This is a genomic window from Clostridioides sp. ES-S-0048-02 (assembly GCF_020658495.1).
GTDB lineage: Bacteria > Bacillota > Clostridia > Peptostreptococcales > Peptostreptococcaceae > Clostridioides.
Window position 1 is genome coordinate 314,987 of the sequence record NZ_JACVWH010000003.1, and the last position, 19,333, is coordinate 334,319.

The 19,333-nt window shown below is 27.2% G+C and carries 17 protein-coding genes and 2 riboswitches; of the genes, 16 read left to right on the forward strand and 1 reads right to left on the reverse strand.

What is annotated here, in order from left to right; all coding sequences use genetic code 11:
- Positions 1-257 precede the first annotated feature (257 nt).
- A complete protein-coding gene (locus IC173_RS06610; protein WP_227435127.1) occupies positions 258-434 on the reverse strand; it encodes a hypothetical protein in 177 nt (58 codons plus the stop codon).
- 53 nt (positions 435-487) lie between these two features.
- Positions 488-577, reverse strand: a riboswitch (cyclic di-GMP riboswitch).
- Between the two features lie 470 nt (positions 578-1,047).
- Positions 1,048-1,147: riboswitch (TPP riboswitch) on the forward strand.
- Positions 1,148-1,277: 130 nt separating this feature from the next.
- On the opposite strand from IC173_RS06610, the gene IC173_RS06615 reads away from it, so the two are divergent.
- The 16 genes from IC173_RS06615 to IC173_RS06690 all read left to right on the forward strand — a co-directional run bounded on the left by IC173_RS06615 (position 1,278) and on the right by IC173_RS06690 (position 19,217).
- Positions 1,278-1,568 carry an MTH1187 family thiamine-binding protein gene (locus IC173_RS06615; RefSeq protein WP_227435128.1) on the forward strand — a complete coding sequence of 97 codons (291 nt, stop codon included), beginning with the start codon at positions 1,278-1,280 and terminating at the stop codon, positions 1,566-1,568.
- Positions 1,543-2,313, forward strand: a complete 771-nt coding sequence (locus tag IC173_RS06620; RefSeq protein WP_227435129.1) for an ABC transporter permease — start codon at positions 1,543-1,545, stop codon at positions 2,311-2,313. The genes IC173_RS06615 and IC173_RS06620 overlap by 26 nt, the downstream gene beginning before the upstream one ends.
- Before the next feature lie 21 nt (positions 2,314-2,334).
- Positions 2,335-3,354, forward strand: coding sequence for an ABC transporter substrate-binding protein (locus IC173_RS06625; RefSeq protein WP_227482632.1), 1,020 nt, complete (start codon positions 2,335-2,337; stop codon positions 3,352-3,354).
- Positions 3,323-4,057 carry an ABC transporter ATP-binding protein gene (locus IC173_RS06630; RefSeq protein WP_227435131.1) on the forward strand — a complete coding sequence of 245 codons (735 nt, stop codon included), beginning with the start codon at positions 3,323-3,325 and terminating at the stop codon, positions 4,055-4,057. Before IC173_RS06625 ends, IC173_RS06630 begins: the two co-directional genes overlap by 32 nt.
- 162 nt (positions 4,058-4,219) lie before the next feature.
- Entirely contained in the window at positions 4,220-7,063 is a 2,844-nt protein-coding gene (gene mutS / locus IC173_RS06635) for a DNA mismatch repair protein MutS (RefSeq protein WP_227855325.1), read from the forward strand.
- A gap of 10 nt (positions 7,064-7,073) precedes the next feature.
- The gene (gene mutL, locus IC173_RS06640) at positions 7,074-9,059 is read left to right on the forward strand and encodes a DNA mismatch repair endonuclease MutL (protein ID WP_227855326.1); all 1,986 of its coding nucleotides are present in this window, start codon (positions 7,074-7,076) and stop codon (positions 9,057-9,059) included.
- 38 nt (positions 9,060-9,097) lie between these two features.
- Complete coding sequence (gene miaA / locus IC173_RS06645) at positions 9,098-10,033, forward strand: tRNA (adenosine(37)-N6)-dimethylallyltransferase MiaA (RefSeq protein ID WP_227823952.1); 936 nt, start codon at positions 9,098-9,100, stop codon at positions 10,031-10,033.
- 115 nt (positions 10,034-10,148) lie between these two features.
- Positions 10,149-10,409 carry an RNA chaperone Hfq gene (hfq, locus tag IC173_RS06650; protein ID WP_003428780.1) on the forward strand — a complete coding sequence of 87 codons (261 nt, stop codon included), beginning with the start codon at positions 10,149-10,151 and terminating at the stop codon, positions 10,407-10,409.
- 123 nt (positions 10,410-10,532) lie between these two features.
- Positions 10,533-11,813 carry a methionine gamma-lyase family protein gene (locus IC173_RS06655; RefSeq protein ID WP_227435134.1) on the forward strand — a complete coding sequence of 427 codons (1,281 nt, stop codon included), beginning with the start codon at positions 10,533-10,535 and terminating at the stop codon, positions 11,811-11,813.
- 69 nt (positions 11,814-11,882) lie between these two features.
- Positions 11,883-13,229: a M20 family metallopeptidase gene (locus IC173_RS06660; protein ID WP_227435135.1), complete on the forward strand. Its 1,347-nt coding sequence runs from the start codon at positions 11,883-11,885 to the stop codon at positions 13,227-13,229.
- A gap of 138 nt (positions 13,230-13,367) precedes the next feature.
- On the forward strand, positions 13,368-14,450 hold the full coding sequence (locus tag IC173_RS06665) for an SIR2 family protein (RefSeq protein ID WP_227435136.1): 1,083 nt from the start codon (positions 13,368-13,370) through the stop codon (positions 14,448-14,450).
- Between the two features lie 83 nt (positions 14,451-14,533).
- The gene (locus tag IC173_RS06670; RefSeq protein WP_227855327.1) at positions 14,534-15,166 is read left to right on the forward strand and encodes a cyclase family protein; all 633 of its coding nucleotides are present in this window, start codon (positions 14,534-14,536) and stop codon (positions 15,164-15,166) included.
- A gap of 59 nt (positions 15,167-15,225) precedes the next feature.
- On the forward strand, positions 15,226-15,765 hold the full coding sequence (locus IC173_RS06675) for a prolyl-tRNA synthetase associated domain-containing protein (RefSeq protein ID WP_227435138.1): 540 nt from the start codon (positions 15,226-15,228) through the stop codon (positions 15,763-15,765).
- A 51-nt stretch (positions 15,766-15,816) separates the two neighbouring features.
- Positions 15,817-16,503: a DUF554 domain-containing protein gene (locus IC173_RS06680; RefSeq protein ID WP_227435139.1), complete on the forward strand. Its 687-nt coding sequence runs from the start codon at positions 15,817-15,819 to the stop codon at positions 16,501-16,503.
- 182 nt (positions 16,504-16,685) lie between these two features.
- Positions 16,686-17,561, forward strand: coding sequence for a kinase (locus IC173_RS06685; protein WP_227823948.1), 876 nt, complete (start codon positions 16,686-16,688; stop codon positions 17,559-17,561).
- Positions 17,562-17,918: 357 nt separating this feature from the next.
- Positions 17,919-19,217 (forward strand): acyl-CoA thioesterase/bile acid-CoA:amino acid N-acyltransferase family protein, encoded by a 1,299-nt coding sequence (locus IC173_RS06690; RefSeq protein ID WP_227855328.1) that lies wholly within the window; start codon positions 17,919-17,921, stop codon positions 19,215-19,217.
- Positions 19,218-19,333: the final 116 nt, after the last annotated feature.

Consider the following 19,333-nt stretch of genomic DNA (forward strand, 5'->3'; position numbering starts at 1 on the left):
TAAAAACGGCTAAACCTTCAATCAAATGTATATGAACTAATTACCAATCTTTTCTACCTAATGAATTGAAAAGTTTTTCTAGTGGTTCTACTTTATTTTTATTTGCTGATTTTTTATCAATGTCATTTTGAACATATAACTGTATAAAGTTATATTAGAATTTTTTCATTTGCTATCTTTTTTTATCAATTTTATATCAATAATACATTTAAAATGTAGATAAAACTAAAAAGGGTTTTCTAGAAAATAAAATCCATTTAATTATACTTACTTACCAATACCATCACTTGATGTAAACAAGATTCCACAACATTTTCACCATACTCTAGTATAAAATCGTTTAACTGCGTATCTATAAAATTACAGTAGTCATATGAACTACATATATAGGCAGTTAGTATATGTGTACATCTATCTATTTTATTCATAAACATATATTATTTATCCCCCTAAAAAACTTTCATAAAAAACAAAAAGAAAATATCTTTTTGGCAACTGGCTGACATAACTTATTTTATAAGTGTTAGTCCCTATAGCTTTGCGTCACTAAATTTCTCTAGTTTTGCCTATTTAGTTTTATTCTACGATTATAATATTACAGGAAAACGTTTTGTTTTTCAATATATAAACTAAAAAAATTAAATATAAAAGTTATTTTGTCCTTTAAAAATAAAACATACAAGTAAATTATGCAATAAAGCTTGTTGTGTAAAAGGAACTGTAAAGTTATATTATTAATTTATTTGAATTATATTGATGAAGTAGCACAAAATTAATCAACAATAAGTGGCCAATATATTAAAAAGAGTAGAGATAATAAATATATGTGTATAAAAATCTATTATATCAAAAATAATAGCATCAACAGAATAAAGCTATAGTAAATAAAAGATGGTTATTGAAATTTTTAAAAATTAGTGGGAATAAAGACAATAAATCATAAACTACTATAATAGTTTTGTAAATTTTAATACAAATAAAATATATGATATAAATAAAAAATTTGTTAAAATATGATAAGTGTAGTATAATCAAGTAGAAAAGATATAATATATTTCGGGGAGCTAATATGCTGAGAGGAGATTTTATCTCGACCCTTTGAACCTGTTTGGATAATGCCAGTGTAGGGAGACCAGTAAAGATAAAAATAAGTCTTATCCTATTTTGGATAAGACTTTTATTTTATTTAAATATACTATGTTTTTATCTATAAAATATTTTAATAAAAAACAAAATATACCTAGTAGGTATTAATTATTTTAAAAGGAGTGATTTAAATGGTAATTGCAGACATAGCAGTAATGCCACTAAGACCTTACAAAGGTGAAGAAGAAATGTATAAAGTAGTAGATGCTTGTATAGCAGAAATTGAAAACAGTGGTCTTAAATGTGAAATAGGAGCAATGAGTACTACTGTTGAAGGTGATTTTGATGAAGTTTTTGAACTGCTAAAAAAAGTACATAAAATCCCTTTTAATCTTGGATGTGAAAGAGTTATAACAGTAGCTAGAGTAGATGAAAAAGCTGGGGGTTTAACTATAGATGATAAACTTAGAAATCATAGATAAAGTCAAAAATAGTATATATCCAATAGCAACATTTTTGTTTATACTTATTTTTTGGCAATCTGTGGTAGAAGTTTTAAGAGTTCCTCAATATATACTGCCTACACCAATAGATATAATTAATGTATTTTTTAAAGATTATCAAAATTTATCCATGCATGCCATGGTTACTATAGGAGAAGCAATATTTGGCTTTATAGTTGCAATAATAATATCTTTAATAATTGGAATATTAATGGATTTTGTATTGATAATAAAAAAATGTCTTTATCCTATTATGTTAGTGACTCAAATGATACCTACAATAATAATAGCTCCACTTTTTATGATTTGGTTTGGCTTTGGAACAATGCCAAAAATATTGATGGTAACACTTACGTGTTTTTTCCCTATATTAATAAGTTTTGTAGATGGTATTGAGAATATTGATAAAGATTATTTAAATTTGTTTAAGACTATGAATTCAAATAAGATTAATACTTTTATTCATCTCAAATTTCCTATGTCAATGGATAAATTTTTTTCTGGACTTAAAATATCTTCTACTTATGCTGTAATGGCAGCAACTGTTGCAGAGTGGTTAGGTGGAACTAAAGGTCTTGGTGTTTATATGCTAAGGTCAAAAAGTGCATATGCACTTGATAAAGTATTTGCATCTACTATATTAGTAGTTATATTTAGCTTAATATTTGTAGGAATTGTACAAGCTATAAAAAAAGTTGTTATAAAACATAGATTAGAAGATTAAATGTACTTGAGGGAGGATATTATGAATTTCAAAAAATTAGGAATATTAGGTTTAGTAAGTGCTCTTACATTAGCAACAATAACTGGATGTTCTTCTGGAAATAATAGTGATAAAGACAAAAAAAATAGTAAAGATACTTCTTCTAAAAAAGTGACTGTTGTACTTGATTGGACACCAAATACTAATCATACTGGATTATTTGTGGCGCTTGATAAAGGTTATTATAAAGAAGAAGGCTTGGATGTTGAAATAGTACAACCACCTGAAAGTGGAGCTGAGACTTTAGTAGCAACAGGAAAGGCTGACTTTGGTATAAGTTATCAAGAACAAGTTACTTACGCAAAAACTAGTGAAGACCCACTTCCAATAAAAGCTGTAGCTACTGTTATACAACACAATACTTCTGGATTTGCATCTCCAAAAGAAAAAAACATAACTACAGCAAAAGATTTTGAAGGAAAAACTTATGGAGGTTGGGGTTCTCCATCAGAAGAAGCTGTTTTTAAAGCAGTTATGAATAAAAATGGAGCTGACTTTAATAAATTAAAGATAGTTAATACTGGTCAAGATGATTTCTTTGCAGCTATGAAAACTGTAGATTTTGCATGGATATTTGAAGGTTGGGATGTAGTTAAAGCTAATTTAATTGATTATGATTTAAACTTTATACCAGTAAAAGACCTAGATGAAAGATTAGATTATTATACACCACTTATAATTTCTAATGAGACTGTACTTAAAGACAACCCAGAACTTGCTAAGAAATTCTTAAAAGCTACAACAAAAGGTTATGAGTATGCAATAAAAAATCCCGAAGATGCTGCAAAAATTTTAGTAAAGCATGCTCCTGAGGTAGATGAAAAACTAGCAATAAAGAGTCAAGAATATTTAGCAAGTAAATATAAAGATGATGCACCAAGATGGGGAGAAATGAAAGATAGTGTATGGAATAACTATACATCATTCTTAAAAGAATATAAATTAATAGATAAGGATATGAAGGCAAGTGATGCTTACACAAATGAATTCTTACCACAATAAAAAGGCAAAAATATCTATAGAAAATGTATCAAAGACATATAAAGATGTAGATGTTTTAAAAGATATAAGTATTGATGTTTATGAAGGCGAATTTGTTTCTATATTGGGACCAAGCGGATGTGGAAAAAGTACTATCTTTAATATTATAACTCAATTGACAGACTATAATAGTGGTATGGTAAACATAAACGGTAATTATAGCTACATGTATCAAAAAGATTTACTTTTACCATATAAAACTATAATAGATAATGTGTCTCTTCCATTGGTACTAAAAAAAGAAAAAAAGAGCAAAGCTAGGTCTATGGTAAAACACTACTTTGAGGTTTTTGGTTTGGAAGGGTATGAGTATAAATATCCATCAGAGCTTTCTGGAGGTATGAGACAAAGAGCTAATTTTTTGAGAACTTTTATAAATTCTAATGACATAATGCTTTTAGATGAACCTTTTGGTGCACTCGATTCATTAACTAAAACATCTATGCAAAAATGGCTTTTAGAAGTTAAGAAAAAAGTAAATTCAACGATACTTCTTATAACTCATGATATTGATGAAGCTATAATGCTATCAAATAGAATTTATGTTATTTCAAAAAAACCATCAATAGTAAAAAAAGAATTTATCATAGATAATAGAAATATAAATGAAGATAATCTTGAGAATGTTATTAAACTGAAAAAAGAGATAATATCTTTATTATAAAATTCTATACGTTTTTACCTAGTGATTATTAAACTTAACAATTCAAAGTGCAATCAGCATTTTGGATTGTTTTTTAGTTATACGTCAAAATTTTATATATTATGTTAATAATAATCAAGTACTATGATATAATATTTAATTAGAAAAGAAGGAGGTTTAATAATGCAAATAGATATGAATAAATTAACTCCTATGATGAAACAGTATCTTGAAGTAAAAAATAGATATAAAGATTGTATACTGTTTTTTAGATTGGGAGATTTTTATGAAATGTTTTTTGAAGATGCATTAGTAGCTTCAAAAGCTCTTGAAATAGCATTAACAGGGAAAGCCTGTGGTTTAGAAGAACGTGCTCCTATGTGTGGAGTACCATTTCACTCAGCCAATTCATATATATCAAAGTTAGTAGAAAATGGATATAAAGTAGCAATAGGTGAGCAAATGGAAGACCCATCTACTGCAAAAGGAATTGTTAGGAGAGAGGTAATAAGAGTTATTACTCCTGGAACAGTTCTAGATGGAAATTTACTTGAAAATAAAAAGAATAATTATTTATTATCTTTATATAAAGATGACGCCAATATAGGTTTAACTTATGTAGATATAAGTACAGGAGAAGCTAATGCAACTTGTCTGAATGAAGATAAAGTAATAGAAGAAATTGCAAAAATTCATCCTACAGAAATAATTATAAATGATTTGAATTTTATAGAAAAACTTAGAGATATAGCTACTGTAAGCAACATATACATAAATGAAAGTTTTAGCGACAACTATTTAGATATAAATATATTAAAAGAGTATTTTCCAGAGGTTTATCTACAAAAATTAAAGTTTGATGATAAGGGTCTTATAAAATCTAGTTTATCAATTCTTCTAAACTATATATATAACACTCAAAAGCAGATAACATCCAATATTAATAATATAAATATATACAATTCATCAGAGTATATGGTCTTAGATATGTTTACTAGAACTAATTTAGAACTTACTCAGACTATAAGAGGAAATAAAAAGAAAGGTTCACTATTACATGTTTTAGACAAAACATCTACTGCAATGGGAGGAAGACTTCTAAGAAAATATGTAGAAGAGCCTCTGATAAATAAACCTAAAATTGAAAATAGATTAAATGTAATAGAAGAAATAAAAGATGATTTTATACTAAGAGAAGATTTAAATGATATACTTAAAAATATATATGATATAGAAAGAATATGTGGGAAAATAGCATTTGAAAGAGTAACACCAAAAGAATTAGTTCACTTAAAAAATTCAGTAGAAAAATTACCAAATCTAAAAGACACAATAGACTTATCAAATGCAAATAGATTAAAAGAGTATGTATCAGAAATGGACAAGTTGGACGATATATACAGTTTAATAGATGAAGCCATTTTGGAAGACCCTACAATAACTATAAAAGATGGGAATATAATTAAATCTGATTTTAGTGATGAACTTAAAGAATTGAGGGATATTTCTAAAAATGGTGCTTTTCTTATAAAAGAAATAGAAAATAGAGAAAGAGAAAAGACAGGAGTTAAATCATTAAAAATAGGATTTAATAAAGTATTTGGATATTATATAGAAATAACAAAGGCTAACTTTAAACAAGCAAAACTAGATGAGACATATATAAGAAAGCAGACACTTAGTAATGCAGAAAGATATATAACTCCAGAGTTAAAAGAAATAGAAGAAAAGATACTACATGCTGAAGAGAAAATTAAATCTCTAGAATATGAGATATTTGTAAGTATAAGAGATACTATATATAAAAATATAGACAGAATACAAAAAGTAGCTAAGATTATAGCTAATATAGACGTTTTTGTATCTTTGGCAACAGTTGCTCACATAAACAACTATATAAAACCACAGATAAACGAAAATAATAAACTCGATATAAGAAATGGTAGACATCCAGTTGTTGAAAATATAGTAGGTGAAGAAAATTTTGTTCCAAATGATACATATTTAAATCGTGGAGAAAACATCATTAACATAATAACTGGACCTAATATGTCTGGTAAGTCAACATATATGAGACAAACTGCTATAATAGCACTTATGGCACATATAGGTTCTTTTGTTCCAGCAGAATATGCTAATGTACCGATATTAGATAGAATATTTACAAGAGTAGGGGCTAGTGATGATTTATCTCAAGGACAATCTACTTTTATGGTAGAGATGAATGAGGTATCTCTTATATTAAAAAATGCTACTGAAAGAAGCTTAGTTATTTTAGATGAAATAGGACGTGGAACTAGTACTTATGATGGTATAAGTTTAGCATGGTCAATAGTAGAATATATTCAAAAGAATATTAGATGTAAGACACTATTTGCAACACATTATCATGAACTTACTGATTTAGAAGAAGAATTTAAAGAGGTTAAAAATTATTCAATAGCAGTTAAAGAAGATGGAGAGGGAATAATATTTTTAAGAAAAATAATTCCTCAAGGTGCAGATAAGAGTTATGGAATCTATGTTGCTAAATTAGCTAAATTGCCAGATGAAGTCATAGATAGAGCAAAATATATACTTAAGGATTTAGAAAAAAATCATGTTTATAACAGTGTAGCAATAAATGGAGATAAAGAAAAAACTATTGTGATTAATAATGATTTAGATGAAGAACTACTTAAGGTAAATCAGAGCAATTTTAAAAATAAATACGAATCTCTAAAAATAGAGCATGAGCTTATAGTAAAAGATTATAAACACATGAAAAAGGATTATGATAAACTAAATTCTAAGTTTAAAACGTTAAACGATGAAGTTATTTCAATGAAGAAAAAGGATAGTAAAGAAGAAATTGATAAAGAAGATTTTGTAAAGGAATTAGCACTAACTCAAATATCTTTTGATAGTGTAAAGAGAGATATATTGTCAGAAGAAATTTTAAACTTAGATATTTTAAATATGACTCCATTAGATGCTATAAATTCTCTTTACAGTCTTCAAAAAAAAGCAAAAGAAATAAAATCTTAGAGGTGTAAAAATGAAAAATATAATTAACATCCTAGATGATTTGACTATAAATAAAATAGCAGCAGGAGAAGTAGTAGAAAGACCGTCTTCTGCATTAAAAGAATTAATTGAGAATTCTATTGATGCAGGTGCAAATAAGATTTCTATAGATATCATTGATGGAGGAAAAACCTTAATTAAAATCACAGATAATGGAATAGGAATACCTTCAAGCGAAGTTGAGAAATCATTTTTAAGACATGCTACTAGTAAAATTAAAAAAATTGATGATTTATATGATTTGTACTCTCTTGGATTTAGAGGAGAAGCATTAGCATCTATTTCAGCTATATCAAAATTAGAAATGATTACTAAAACCAAAGATGAAATGGTTGGAACTAAAATATTTGTAGAAGGTGGAAAAATAGTTTCAAAGGAGCCAATTGGTTCCACTAATGGTACAACAATCATTATAAAAGAGATTTTCTTTAATACACCAGCAAGACAGAAATTTTTGAAATCTACCCATGCTGAAACCATAAACATAAGTGATTTGATAAATAAGCTTGCAATAGGCAATCCTAATATCCAATTTAAATATACAAATAATAATAAACAAATGTTAAATACACCAGGTGATGGAAAGCTCATAAATACTATTAGGAGTATATATGGAAAAGAAATAACGGAAAACCTAATAAATATAGAATTTAAATGCAATCACTTTAAAATTGATGGATATATAGGAAATAATAACATCTATCGTTCCAATAAAAACTTGCAACATATCTATATAAATAAAAGATTTGTAAAAAGTAAAATAATTATAGATGCAATAACTGAAAGTTATAAGTCTATAATTCCAATAGGTAAGCATGCTGTTTGTTTTTTAAATATAGAAGTAGACCCAGCAGGTATTGATGTAAATATACATCCTAATAAGCTTGAAGTTAAATTTGAAAAAGAACAAGAAGTGTATATAGAGCTAAGAGATTTTTTAAAAGTTAAATTAATACATTCTAATCTTATTGGAAAGTATGCTACATATAATGATAAAAAAACGCAGCCTCGAATTGCTATCAATAGTAGAGAAAAAAGTACAGATTATGAATTTAAAAATAAGAACTTCATTGAAGCTAATTCAAAAAATAATAATACAACTAAAGAGAAAGATGAATTCATTGAAGTTGTAAGTTTATCAAGTGAAAAACCAATAGACGAATTTCTTTCTGTAAGCGAAGTTTTAAATGCAAATATAGAAAATGAATTAAAAAATACTGGCTCTTTAGAAGAAGAGGTTGTAAATGACAATATACAAGAAGAATTTCAAGTTGATAGGCCTAAACAAATTGATAGTTCTAAAAATGAAGATAGTAATTATTTAGAAAAAAGTATTAAAGACAGCCAAGAGGAATATTTAACTAATTCAAAACAAAGATTTTCTTTATATGGATATTCTGTAATTGGAGTCGTATTTAATACTTATATAATTCTAAGTAAAGATGATTCTATGTATTTGTTAGACCAACATGCTGCACATGAAAGAGTTTTGTATGAGAGATATATGGATAAGTTCTATAGACAAGATATCAATATGCAAATACTTTTAGACCCAGTAATTCTTGAAGTATCAAATGTAGATATGCTTCAAATTGAAAATAATTTAGAATTATTTATGAAATTTGGTTTCGAATTAGAAGTTTTTGGCAACAATCATGTAATGATAAGATGTGTTCCAACTATATTTGGAATTCCAGAAACTGAAAAGTTTATACTTCAAATAATTGATAATATAGATGAGATTACAAGTAATTATGATTTAAAAGGTGAGAGATTTGCATCTATGGCATGTAGGTCTGCTATAAAAGCAAATGATAAAATATATGATATTGAGATAAAAAGCTTATTGGAACAATTAGAAAATTGTGAGAATCCATTTACTTGTCCTCATGGCAGACCTATAATGGTTGAAATTTCTAAGACCGAAATAGAAAAAATGTTTAAAAGAATTATGTAAAATATTTTGGATATTTAAAATATATGGAAAGGAATGTTATGAAAAAAATACCACTTATAATACTTACAGGTCCAACTGCTGTTGGAAAGACTGATTTGTCAATAAAGTTAGCAAAAGATATGGATGCAGAGATAATTTCAGCAGATTCTATGCAAATATATAAATATATGGATATTGGAAGTGCAAAAGTTACATCTGAGGAAATGCAAGGAGTAAAGCATTATCTTATAGATGAGGTTAAACCTGACTATCCATTTTCAGTTTCAGAATTTCAACAAAGGGCAAAAAAATATATATCTGAAATAAATCAAAAGGGAAAGTGTGTTTTAGTGACTGGAGGAACAGGTCTTTATCTCAATTCTTTAATATACAATATGGATTTTGCAAAATCTGATGCTAATAATGAATTAAGAAAAGAACTTCAAAAACAACTTCTTGAGAATGGAATAGATTACATGCATGATAGATTAAAATTACTTGATGAAGAAGCTGCTGATAGAATTCATAAAAACAATACAAAGAGAGTTATAAGAGCACTTGAAGTTTGTTTAAGTGGTAATAAAATGAATGATTTTTCAAGTGACTTAAAATTTAATGACGATTATCAACCTATAATAATAGTTTTGAATAGAGATAGAGAGCATTTGTATGAAAGAATAAATATGAGAGTCGATATCATGATAGAGAGTGGTTTGGTTGAAGAAGTTAAAAAACTCCTAAATATGGGATTTAAAAAAGATATGATATCAATGCAAGGTATAGGATACAAAGAGATGTTGAAGTATCTAGATGGAGAATATACATATGAAGAGGCCATTGAAATAATAAAAAGGGATTCTAGAAGGTATGCAAAACGTCAGATAACTTGGTTTAAAAGATATGAAACAGCAAAATGGTTTGATTTGGATAAATATGAAGATATAGATTTATTAAAAAATGAAATAATTATATATATTAAAAATTCTATAAAATAATATATATAAATTTTTAAGTATACAACTTCATATTGAAAATTTATCATAACTTATATAGAATATAAGATAGGAATATTTTAGATGTTCAATTTAATCTTGGGAGGGTACAAATCTAATGAAAAATACAGTTTTAAATTTACAAGATTTGTTTTTAAATAATGCTAGGAAAGAAAGGATACCTGTTACTATATATTTAGTCAATGGAGTTCAAGTCAAAGGGCTTGTAAAAGGATTTGACAGTTATATAATATTGATAGAAGGGGACAATAGACAACAAAACATGATTTATAAACATGCTGTTTCGACTATACAACCTGGTAAATATATTAATTTAACTAATCAAAATCAAAATAATAACAACAATAACAATAGATAACTAATTTAATTTAAGATAATTAAAAGGAGACTTATGCTAACTTATAAACTACAATTTATTTGTTTTAGTAAAATAGTCTCCTTTGATATGTTTAAATAAAATAACAAAGAGACAGGTGATAAAATGCTTAATGAGACAAAAGAATTATTGAAAGGTTACTATGGGATAGATGATGATACTTTTAAATTATCACAAGAAATAATGGAAGATATAAAATATAAGTTTGAGGAAATAAAAGAAATAAGAGAATACAATCAATATAAAGTTTTAAAAGCTATGCAAGAATCTAAATTAAGTGACATGCATTTTAATTGGACTACAGGATATGGATATAATGATATTGGACGTGAAAAAATAGAGGAAATTTATTCAAAAGTTTTTAATACAGAAGATGCTCTTGTAAGACCAATAATTGTAAATGGAACACACGCACTCACTTTATGTATACAAGGAATAGTCAGACCAGGAGATGAAATTCTATCTGTTACTGGAAGACCATACGATACTTTAGAGGGTGTTATAGGTATAAGAGAAGAAAAAGGCTCTTTAAAAGAATATGGTGTTACATATGATGATGTAGATTTTTTAGAAGATGGAAATTTAGATTTAGAAGGAATTAAAAGAAAAATAAATGATAAAACTAAACTTGTTATGATACAAAGGTCAAAAGGGTATTCTTGGAGAAAATCACTTTCAATTAGTGATATAAAAGAAGCCATTGATGTAATAAAATCTGTTAAACCAGAAGTTATAGTAATGGTTGATAACTGTTATGGTGAGTTTCTAGATACTAAAGAGCCAACTGATGTTGGAGCAGATGTTATGGCTGGTTCTCTAATAAAAAATCCTGGAGGTGGACTTGCATTAACAGGTGGGTATATAGCTGGTAGAAAAGATTTAATTGAGCTTATATCATATAGAATGACTTCTCCTGGAATAGGTAAAGAATGTGGTCTTACTTTTGGAACTACTAGAAATGTTCTTCAAGGATTTTTCCTAGCACCATATGTAGTATCTCAAGCTGTAATGGGAGCTATATTTTGTTCAAGAGCTTTTGAAAAATTAGGATATGATGTATTGCCAAAACATGATGATTTAAGAAGTGATATTATTCAGTGTATTAGACTTAATAATGCTGATGAAGTCATAAGTTTTTGCCAAGGAATACAAGAAGCTGCTCCAGTTGATTCTTATGTTAAACCTGTACCTTGGGATATGCCTGGATATGAAAGTGAAGTTATAATGGCAGCAGGAGCATTTATACAAGGTTCTTCTATAGAACTAAGTGCAGATGCTCCAATAAGACCTCCTTATAATGTTTACTTCCAAGGAGGGCTTACATTTGACCACTCTAAAATGGGTACTTTAAAAGCAATTGAATTTATAAAAAAACTAAAAAAGTAAGCATATTTTTCTTTTAAAAGGTCAAAATATTTACTAGTATATTATGATGAGAATTGAAGGGTGATAATTATGAAAGAACAAATTAAAGAAAAGGTAAGTTCTCTACAAGATGAAATGATTTCTTCAATACAAGAAAGTGTAAAAATACCTAGTGTTATATCTGAGCCAACTAAAAATTTCCCATTTGGAGAAAATATAGATAAGGCTTTAAGAGGTATTTTAGACTTATGTAAATCTTTAGGGTTTAAAACAGTATATAAAGATGGATATTATGGCTATGCAGAAATAGGACAAGGTGAAAAAATGATAGGTATACTTGGTCATGTTGATGTAGTTCCAGAAGGTGACTTAGAAAGCTGGAATTATCCTCCATTTGAAGGTGTTTTAGAAGATGGTAAGTTATATGGAAGAGGAACACAAGATGATAAAGGACCTACAATATCAGCAATTTATGCAGTAAAAGCTCTTATGGATTTAAATATAGATTTAAATAAGAGAATAAGATTCATTTTTGGAGCTGATGAAGAAAATCTTTGGAGATGTATAAATAAATACAAAGAAAATAATGAAGAAGTACCAGACTATGGATTTACTCCTGATTCTAGATTTCCAATAACAAATGCAGAAAAAGGTCTTTTACAAGTTCATTTAACATGTGAGAGTAAAAGTGATATAGAATTATCAGTTGGGAAGGCTTTAAATGCAGTTCCAGGAAAAGCAGTTTATATTGGAAAATATTCTGATAAGTTAAAAAAAGAATTAGATAAATTAGGTTTTGAATACACTGTTGAAGGCAATAAAATATGTATAATAGGAAAAAGTGTTCATTCAGCAGCTAGTGATACTGGTATAAATGCAGTAGCTAGACTTTGTATAGCTCTTAATAATATAGGAATAGATTCTAATATAATTAAGTTTTTAGCAGAAGTTATTGGTGAAGATGCTAATGGAAACAATATAGTTCCTAATTGCAAGGATGATGTATCAGGAAAATTAACAGTAAATATAGGTAAAGTAACTATTGATAGTAAAAAAGAATTTGCTGGAATTGATGTAAGAATTCCTGTAACATATAAAAAAGATGATTTTGTAAAAGAACTAAAGAAAATAACAGATAAATATAATTTAGATTATAAAGAATATGATTTCTTAGATTCAATTTATGTTCCAGAAGATACACTTCTTGTTAAAACATTGAGAAAAGTATATGAAGAGGAAACTGGTCTTGATGGAACACCTCTTTCATCTGGAGGAGCAACTTATGCAAGAGCTTTAGACAATTGTGTTGCCTTTGGAGCTATTTTCCCAGGGAAACCAGAAACTGAGCATCAAGCTAATGAACATTTGATAGTAGAGGATATTGTAAAAGCTGCTCAAATATATGCTCTTTCTATTTATGAATTATTAAAGATTTAAATATAAATATAAAGCTGTCTTGTAATAGGATTTTTTCTAGTAAAAGACAGCTTTATTGTTGTATTATTAAATAAGTTAATAAGATAAATATTTAATAGATATAAAAAATAATAGTAATGTTTATATAGGAGGAATTATATGAAAATAGCTATATTTTTGGGAGCAGGAGCTTCAGCTGCAGAAAATTTACCCATTCAAAATGAATTATTTAGTGAATACTTTAAGAAATTAAAACCTAAAAATTATGATACTGATATGAATAGAGAATTGTATGCCTTTTTTAAACAAATGTTTAATATTGACATAAGAAAAGATAATCTAGATAATGCAAATTTTCCAACATTTGAAGAAGTTTTAGGGCTTTTAGATTTAGCAGAACAAAGAAGAGAAGCCTTTAGAAATTTTGGACTTGAAAATTTAAATAATAGAAGTGATAGTATACGTTTTTTAAGACAGTATTTAATACTATTGATGGCTGAAGCAATTCATAATACACCTAGAACAGATAATAAATATCACAAACTTTTAGTTGAAAATCTTTTACAAAATGATTTACTCCTTGATACAACTTTTATTAGTGCAAATTATGATATACATATAGACAATACAGTTACTGGCTTAAGAGATAAAAATGATTTGCCTATTATGCTTGATTATGGTGTAGAATTTACTAATTTTAAGGAAGAATTAAACTGGAGAAAACCAAAAGAACCATTAATTAAACTCTATAAGATACATGGTTCATTGAACTGGCTTTACTGTCCTATTTGCAACAGTTTAACTCTTACACCACATGAAGGTGGTGTTATGAAACTAATTGAAAATAGTTCAGAAACAAAATGTTTGGAGTGTGGAGAACTGACAGAACCAATCATAGTTCCACCAACATATTTTAAGAATATGTCAAATATATTTTTAAGTAATGTTTGGAATGAGACAGAAAAAACTTTGAGAGAGGCTGACCTTCTGGTATTTTGTGGGTATTCATTTCCAGAGGCTGATATGCATATAAAATATATGTTAAAAAGAGTACAAACAAATGGTGGAAAAACACCTCTTAAAATAATGGTGTTTAATAATCATTCACAAAAACAAAGGATTACTTTAAAAAAAGAAGAAAGAAGATATAAGCGTTTTTTAGGAGAAGATGTTATATTTACTGATAATTCTTTTCAAGATTTTTCTATGAATCCATTAAATTTTATAAAAAGTATATACTAATTTGGCAATAATAGGATAAAATCCAATAGAAATAAAGTGAATTTAGGTATATAATAGAAAATAAAACATAGGGGGTATAAAAAATGAAGGTTTTTGATTTAACTCATGTGACACATAATGATATGCCTGTATATGCAGAGACTAATAGACCAGATATAAAAAAAGTAGCTATTATTGAAGAAAATGGATATCAAGAAACATTAATCAGTGTATTTTCTCACAATGGAACTCATATGGATTCACCAAAACATATGTATACTAAAGGTGAATCCTTAGATACATTGGATATAGAAAATTTTGTCGGTAAGGCTTATGTATTAGAACTTGAGCAAGGAAGCAAAAACATAGAATTAGAATATCTAAAAAAATATGAAGATGAAATAAAAAGTAGTGAGTTTATAATATTTAAATCAGGTTGGTCAAAGTTTTGGGATAAAAAGCAATATTATGTAGGTTATCCTACATTAACAGAAGAGGCTGCAAACTATATAGCTGATAGTAATCTAAAGGGAATAGGAATTGATATGTTATCTGTAGATAGATACGACACATCAGCTTTTAAGGTACATCACATTTTGTTTGAAAAAGGTAAAATAATAATAGAGAATCTTACAAATTTAGAAGCTGTGCCAGAAAGATTTCTATTTATAGCAGCTCCATTTAAGTATAATGACGCTGATGGTGCTCCAGTAAGAGTAATAGCCATAGTAGAATAATATTTACTATAAAACAGGAGAAGTGTAATATACAAAGTATTAAAGGAGAATATAGCATGATGAGTGATGTAAAAGATAAAATAACAGAATTATCAGATGCAACTGAAGTAAATTTAAATGAAACTAAAATATACAATATTTTAGATAAGTTAAATATTAAATATGAGGTAGTAGAACATGAAGCTGTATATACAGCAGAGCAGTTAGTAATTTTAAATGATATAACAAAAGGATGTCAGTGTAAAAATTTATTTTTAAGAAATGCTAAAGGAAACAAATACTATCTAATTGTAGTTAGAGGGGATAAACATGTTGATTTAAATTCAGTTAAAGAAAAAATAGGAAGTTCTAGGTTATCATTTGCTTCGCCTGAAAGATTATACAATGTACTTAAACTTCTTCCTGGAAGTGTAAATCCTTTTTCATTGGTGAATGATACAGAAAGAAAAGTAGAGCTTTACATAGATGAGGATGTAATTAAAGAAGAGTATTTAAATTTTCATCCAAATATAAATACTAAAACTGTAAATATATCAAAAAAAGGATTTGAAAAATTTTTGGAATATTTGGAATATCCACTACAAATCATTGACATTTAAGTTTTTAATGAACTTAAGCAAAATTTAATTAACTAATCGAGGGGAGAAAAAATGTTTGGAGTAATAGCAAATAGTCTAGCAATCGCAGGTGGGTGTATAGTAGGTCTTATAATCAAAGGTGGCTTACCTCAAAGAGTAAGTGATACTATAATGAACGGAATTGCCCTATGTGTATTATATATAGGGATATCAGGAGCACTAGAAGGAAAGAATACACTAGTGACAATAATATCTATAGCTTTAGGAGCTTTAATAGGAGAGTTAATAGATATTGATAAATGGGTAAATAAATTAGGGGCATTTTTGCAGAGTAGGTTTTCTAAAGGCAATAAAAAGGATTCTATTGCTGAAGGTTTTATATCATCTAGTTTGTTATTTTGTATAGGGGCTATGGCAGTAGTTGGTTCGTTAGAAAGTGGACTTACAGGAAGCCATGATACTTTATTTGTAAAATCAGTAATAGATGGGATAGCTTCTGTTATATTTACAGCTTCTTTAGGTATAGGTGTAATGTTTTCTGCTGTATCTGTATTTTTATATGAAGGTATTATATGTTTAGGGGCATCATTTTTAAATGGATTTTTAAGTGACCCTGTAGTTACAGAAATGACAGCTGCAGGAAGTTTATTAATTATAGGACTTGGTTTAAATGTACTTAAGCTAACAAATATAAAAGTAGCAAATCTATTACCAGCCATATTTATACCAATATTATTTGGTGTATTTGGAGTAATTTAGAGATTAAAAACTTAAAGTTTGTCTAATTTTTTTAAAAACTTTAGACAAATTTTTTATTTAGAAGGAAAATGGCTTTCATCATCAAATTAATAATTATAGTAGAAATAAGTTTAATATTATGATTATAAAGTTTATATTAAATTTATTTTATTGATGAAACTAATGGGGGAGGTTAAAACTCAATGATTACATTTGATGTAAATGGAGCTATTATCAGGTTTGATGATACAAAAAATAATTATAATAAGATAAGAAAAATTTTTAAATTGTATGCTTTAGAAATTTCTAAAAACTTTGAGAGAGATTGTTTAAATAATTTTCAAAATCTAAAACAAATATCAGATAGAGGTCTAAATCTAGGAGAAAAATATATAGAGGAATCTTTTAAGAAAGGAATCGAGACTATAGTGAGTTTTGGAATTATAACTATAGATATTGATACCTTTAAAAGTGTTTATTGTGAAAAATATTTAGATTTTAAAAGGCTTTTTAATAACTTAAATAAAACTTTTATCATACCAAATAAGAATAAAAAAAATAATCATGCAAATTTTTTAGAAATAGAATCTACAGTAAAAAAAATGAGCAATTATTTGTATAATGATTGTTTCAAAATTCATTATGCTGTAATAGATGCGCTTATAGAAAATAGAGTCAGTGAAGTCCATTCTTATATTGATGAAGAATCTATAAAAAAATCTAATGCCTTGTTTAATAATTACAAAGATGGTTTTATTGGAAAAGCAGATGAGTGTAAGGTTGTAAAACAAATAATAACATTAAATCCATATAGAGAAGATGTATACGAGTTTTTGGTAAAGGAAGATGGAGATTTTAGTAAGGAGATTGAAAGATTAACTGAATTTTTAGGATATAATATAAAAGAATATAAGGCTTCTTTAATGGACCTTTATATAAATGAACTAGTAGAGAGCGATGAAAGTGATGCTGAAAATGCAAGAGAGAAGATTGAAAAGTATGCTAAATATATTGGTTGTAGTGATGAAAATCTATATATAGCAAGGGTTAATGCCATATACACTTTTGCCAATGCATAAATTTTGTAAAATTTATAAATAAAGAAATACATGTTTGTACTAAAATTTTAAATAAAAAATACTTATTAAGCTTACTAAAAAATAATTTATATTTTCTAGATAAAACCATTTCTTTAAAGGAGTGGTTTTATTTTTTCTATCACTCAATATAAGCAAAATTTTAAATTACGAATAGCTCATATTATTAAAATAATTTTAAGTAAATAGAAAAGACAATATATTGACTAAATTGATTCGAGTTGATATAATGAAATAGTCAACATGATGTCTTATATTTGGATTATTCATAGCTTGCTGAAGAAAGCTATTTCAAATATATAAATCATGAGCAATAATTATTACATGGAGGAATCAATTATGAAAGTAAATATATACAATGCAGAATCACTTGTAGATGATAAAATTAAAGTTATAGTTTCAGGCTTAATTCCAAATAGTAAATTAAGAGTATCTATGAAAATGGAATTTCCATGGTGTAAAGGAGAGGAATTCTCATCTTATGGGGTATTTTATTCAAATGAAAAAGGAGAAGTGGATTTAGATTCAATTGAACCTGTAGAAGGGACTTATAAAACTACTGACTGCATGGGGTTAATTTATTCTCTGAAAAAGTCAAAAACTGAAGGTGAAAATTTTGCAGAAAATATATCTATTGATAAACCAATAATCATGAATATGATATTTGAATCTGATATTGAAAGAAAAGAAGTTAAGTTGAAGAGATTGTTCAAAACAGAAGATATTATCACAAAAGATATATCTGATGAATTTATAGGAAAATTATTTTATAAACAAAACTCTAGTAATAAAACAATTTTAGTTTTAGGGGGTTCTGATGGAAATTTAGATGCTTTAGAACTCCTGGCAGCTCCACTTGCATCTAGAGGGTTCAATGTACTAGCAGTTGCTTATTTTGCTCTAGAAGGATTGCCAAGTAAGTTAGAAGAAGTACCATTAGAATACTTTGAAAAAATATTTAAATGGATTAGTGAAGATGAAATCACTAATACTAAAGAAATATTTGTACATGGGACATCAAAAGGTGGTGAGTTAGCACTTTTACTTGCTTCAAGATATAAACAAATTAAAAAAGTAGTAGTATCACAGCCTCATGCGTATTGTTTTCAAGCACTTGATGGACAAATGAATGGAAAAGATACTTCATCATGGTCATATAAAGGTAAGCCACTTCCATATATCAAGGTAGACAATAATATATTCTTTGAAGACCAGAAAAAAGATATAGAAAAAGGAATTCCATTTGGATTTGCCAGTACTTATAAGAAAAGTATTGAAAGGGCAGACAATAAAGAAGAGGCTAGGATAAAAGTAGAAAATTCTGAAGCTGACATTCTTATGATTGCTGGAAAAGAAGATAATATTTGGAATAGTTATGATGGTTGTGTAGAAATCATAGAAAAACTTAAAAGAAATAACTACCAATATAATGTGGAACTATTAACATATGATAAGATGGGACATCCTTTACCAATTCCATATATTGTACCTCTAAGTGAAACTTTATCTATGAATATGGCTGGAGGAATATTTTCTTCAGGAGGAACTGTAAAAGGTAATGCAAAAGGACAGTTTGAATCATGGAAAAGAACTATTGAATTTTATAAAGAACCTTTATCAATCGATATAAAAAAATAAAAATGGATATATCTTTCTATATATGCACAAAATCTATCAATTTTACAATTTTAATTTATTGTTTATGTAATTTATATGTTATATACTAGTTTTAACAAGATTGATAATTTATAAAC

Bases quoted from the DNA above. Each gene is read 5' to 3' on its own strand.
- IC173_RS06615 (WP_227435128.1), top strand. From the start codon at position 1,278: ATGGTAATTGCAGACATAGCAGTAATGCCACTAAGACCTTACAAAGGT.
- mutL (WP_227855326.1), top strand. From the start codon at position 7,074: ATGAAAAATATAATTAACATCCTAGATGATTTGACTATAAATAAAATA.
- IC173_RS06610 (WP_227435127.1), bottom strand. From the start codon at position 434: ATGTTTATGAATAAAATAGATAGATGTACACATATACTAACTGCCTAT.
- IC173_RS06675 (WP_227435138.1), top strand. From the start codon at position 15,226: ATGAGTGATGTAAAAGATAAAATAACAGAATTATCAGATGCAACTGAA.
- miaA (WP_227823952.1), top strand. From the start codon at position 9,098: ATGAAAAAAATACCACTTATAATACTTACAGGTCCAACTGCTGTTGGA.
- IC173_RS06680 (WP_227435139.1), top strand. From the start codon at position 15,817: ATGTTTGGAGTAATAGCAAATAGTCTAGCAATCGCAGGTGGGTGTATA.
- IC173_RS06670 (WP_227855327.1), top strand. From the start codon at position 14,534: ATGAAGGTTTTTGATTTAACTCATGTGACACATAATGATATGCCTGTA.
- IC173_RS06685 (WP_227823948.1), top strand. From the start codon at position 16,686: ATGATTACATTTGATGTAAATGGAGCTATTATCAGGTTTGATGATACA.
- IC173_RS06660 (WP_227435135.1), top strand. From the start codon at position 11,883: ATGAAAGAACAAATTAAAGAAAAGGTAAGTTCTCTACAAGATGAAATG.
- mutS (WP_227855325.1), top strand. From the start codon at position 4,220: ATGCAAATAGATATGAATAAATTAACTCCTATGATGAAACAGTATCTT.
- IC173_RS06655 (WP_227435134.1), top strand. From the start codon at position 10,533: ATGCTTAATGAGACAAAAGAATTATTGAAAGGTTACTATGGGATAGAT.
- IC173_RS06620 (WP_227435129.1), top strand. From the start codon at position 1,543: ATGATAAACTTAGAAATCATAGATAAAGTCAAAAATAGTATATATCCA.
- IC173_RS06665 (WP_227435136.1), top strand. From the start codon at position 13,368: ATGAAAATAGCTATATTTTTGGGAGCAGGAGCTTCAGCTGCAGAAAAT.
- hfq (WP_003428780.1), top strand. From the start codon at position 10,149: ATGAAAAATACAGTTTTAAATTTACAAGATTTGTTTTTAAATAATGCT.
- IC173_RS06690 (WP_227855328.1), top strand. From the start codon at position 17,919: ATGAAAGTAAATATATACAATGCAGAATCACTTGTAGATGATAAAATT.
- IC173_RS06630 (WP_227435131.1), top strand. From the start codon at position 3,323: ATGCTTACACAAATGAATTCTTACCACAATAAAAAGGCAAAAATATCT.
- IC173_RS06625 (WP_227482632.1), top strand. From the start codon at position 2,335: ATGAATTTCAAAAAATTAGGAATATTAGGTTTAGTAAGTGCTCTTACA.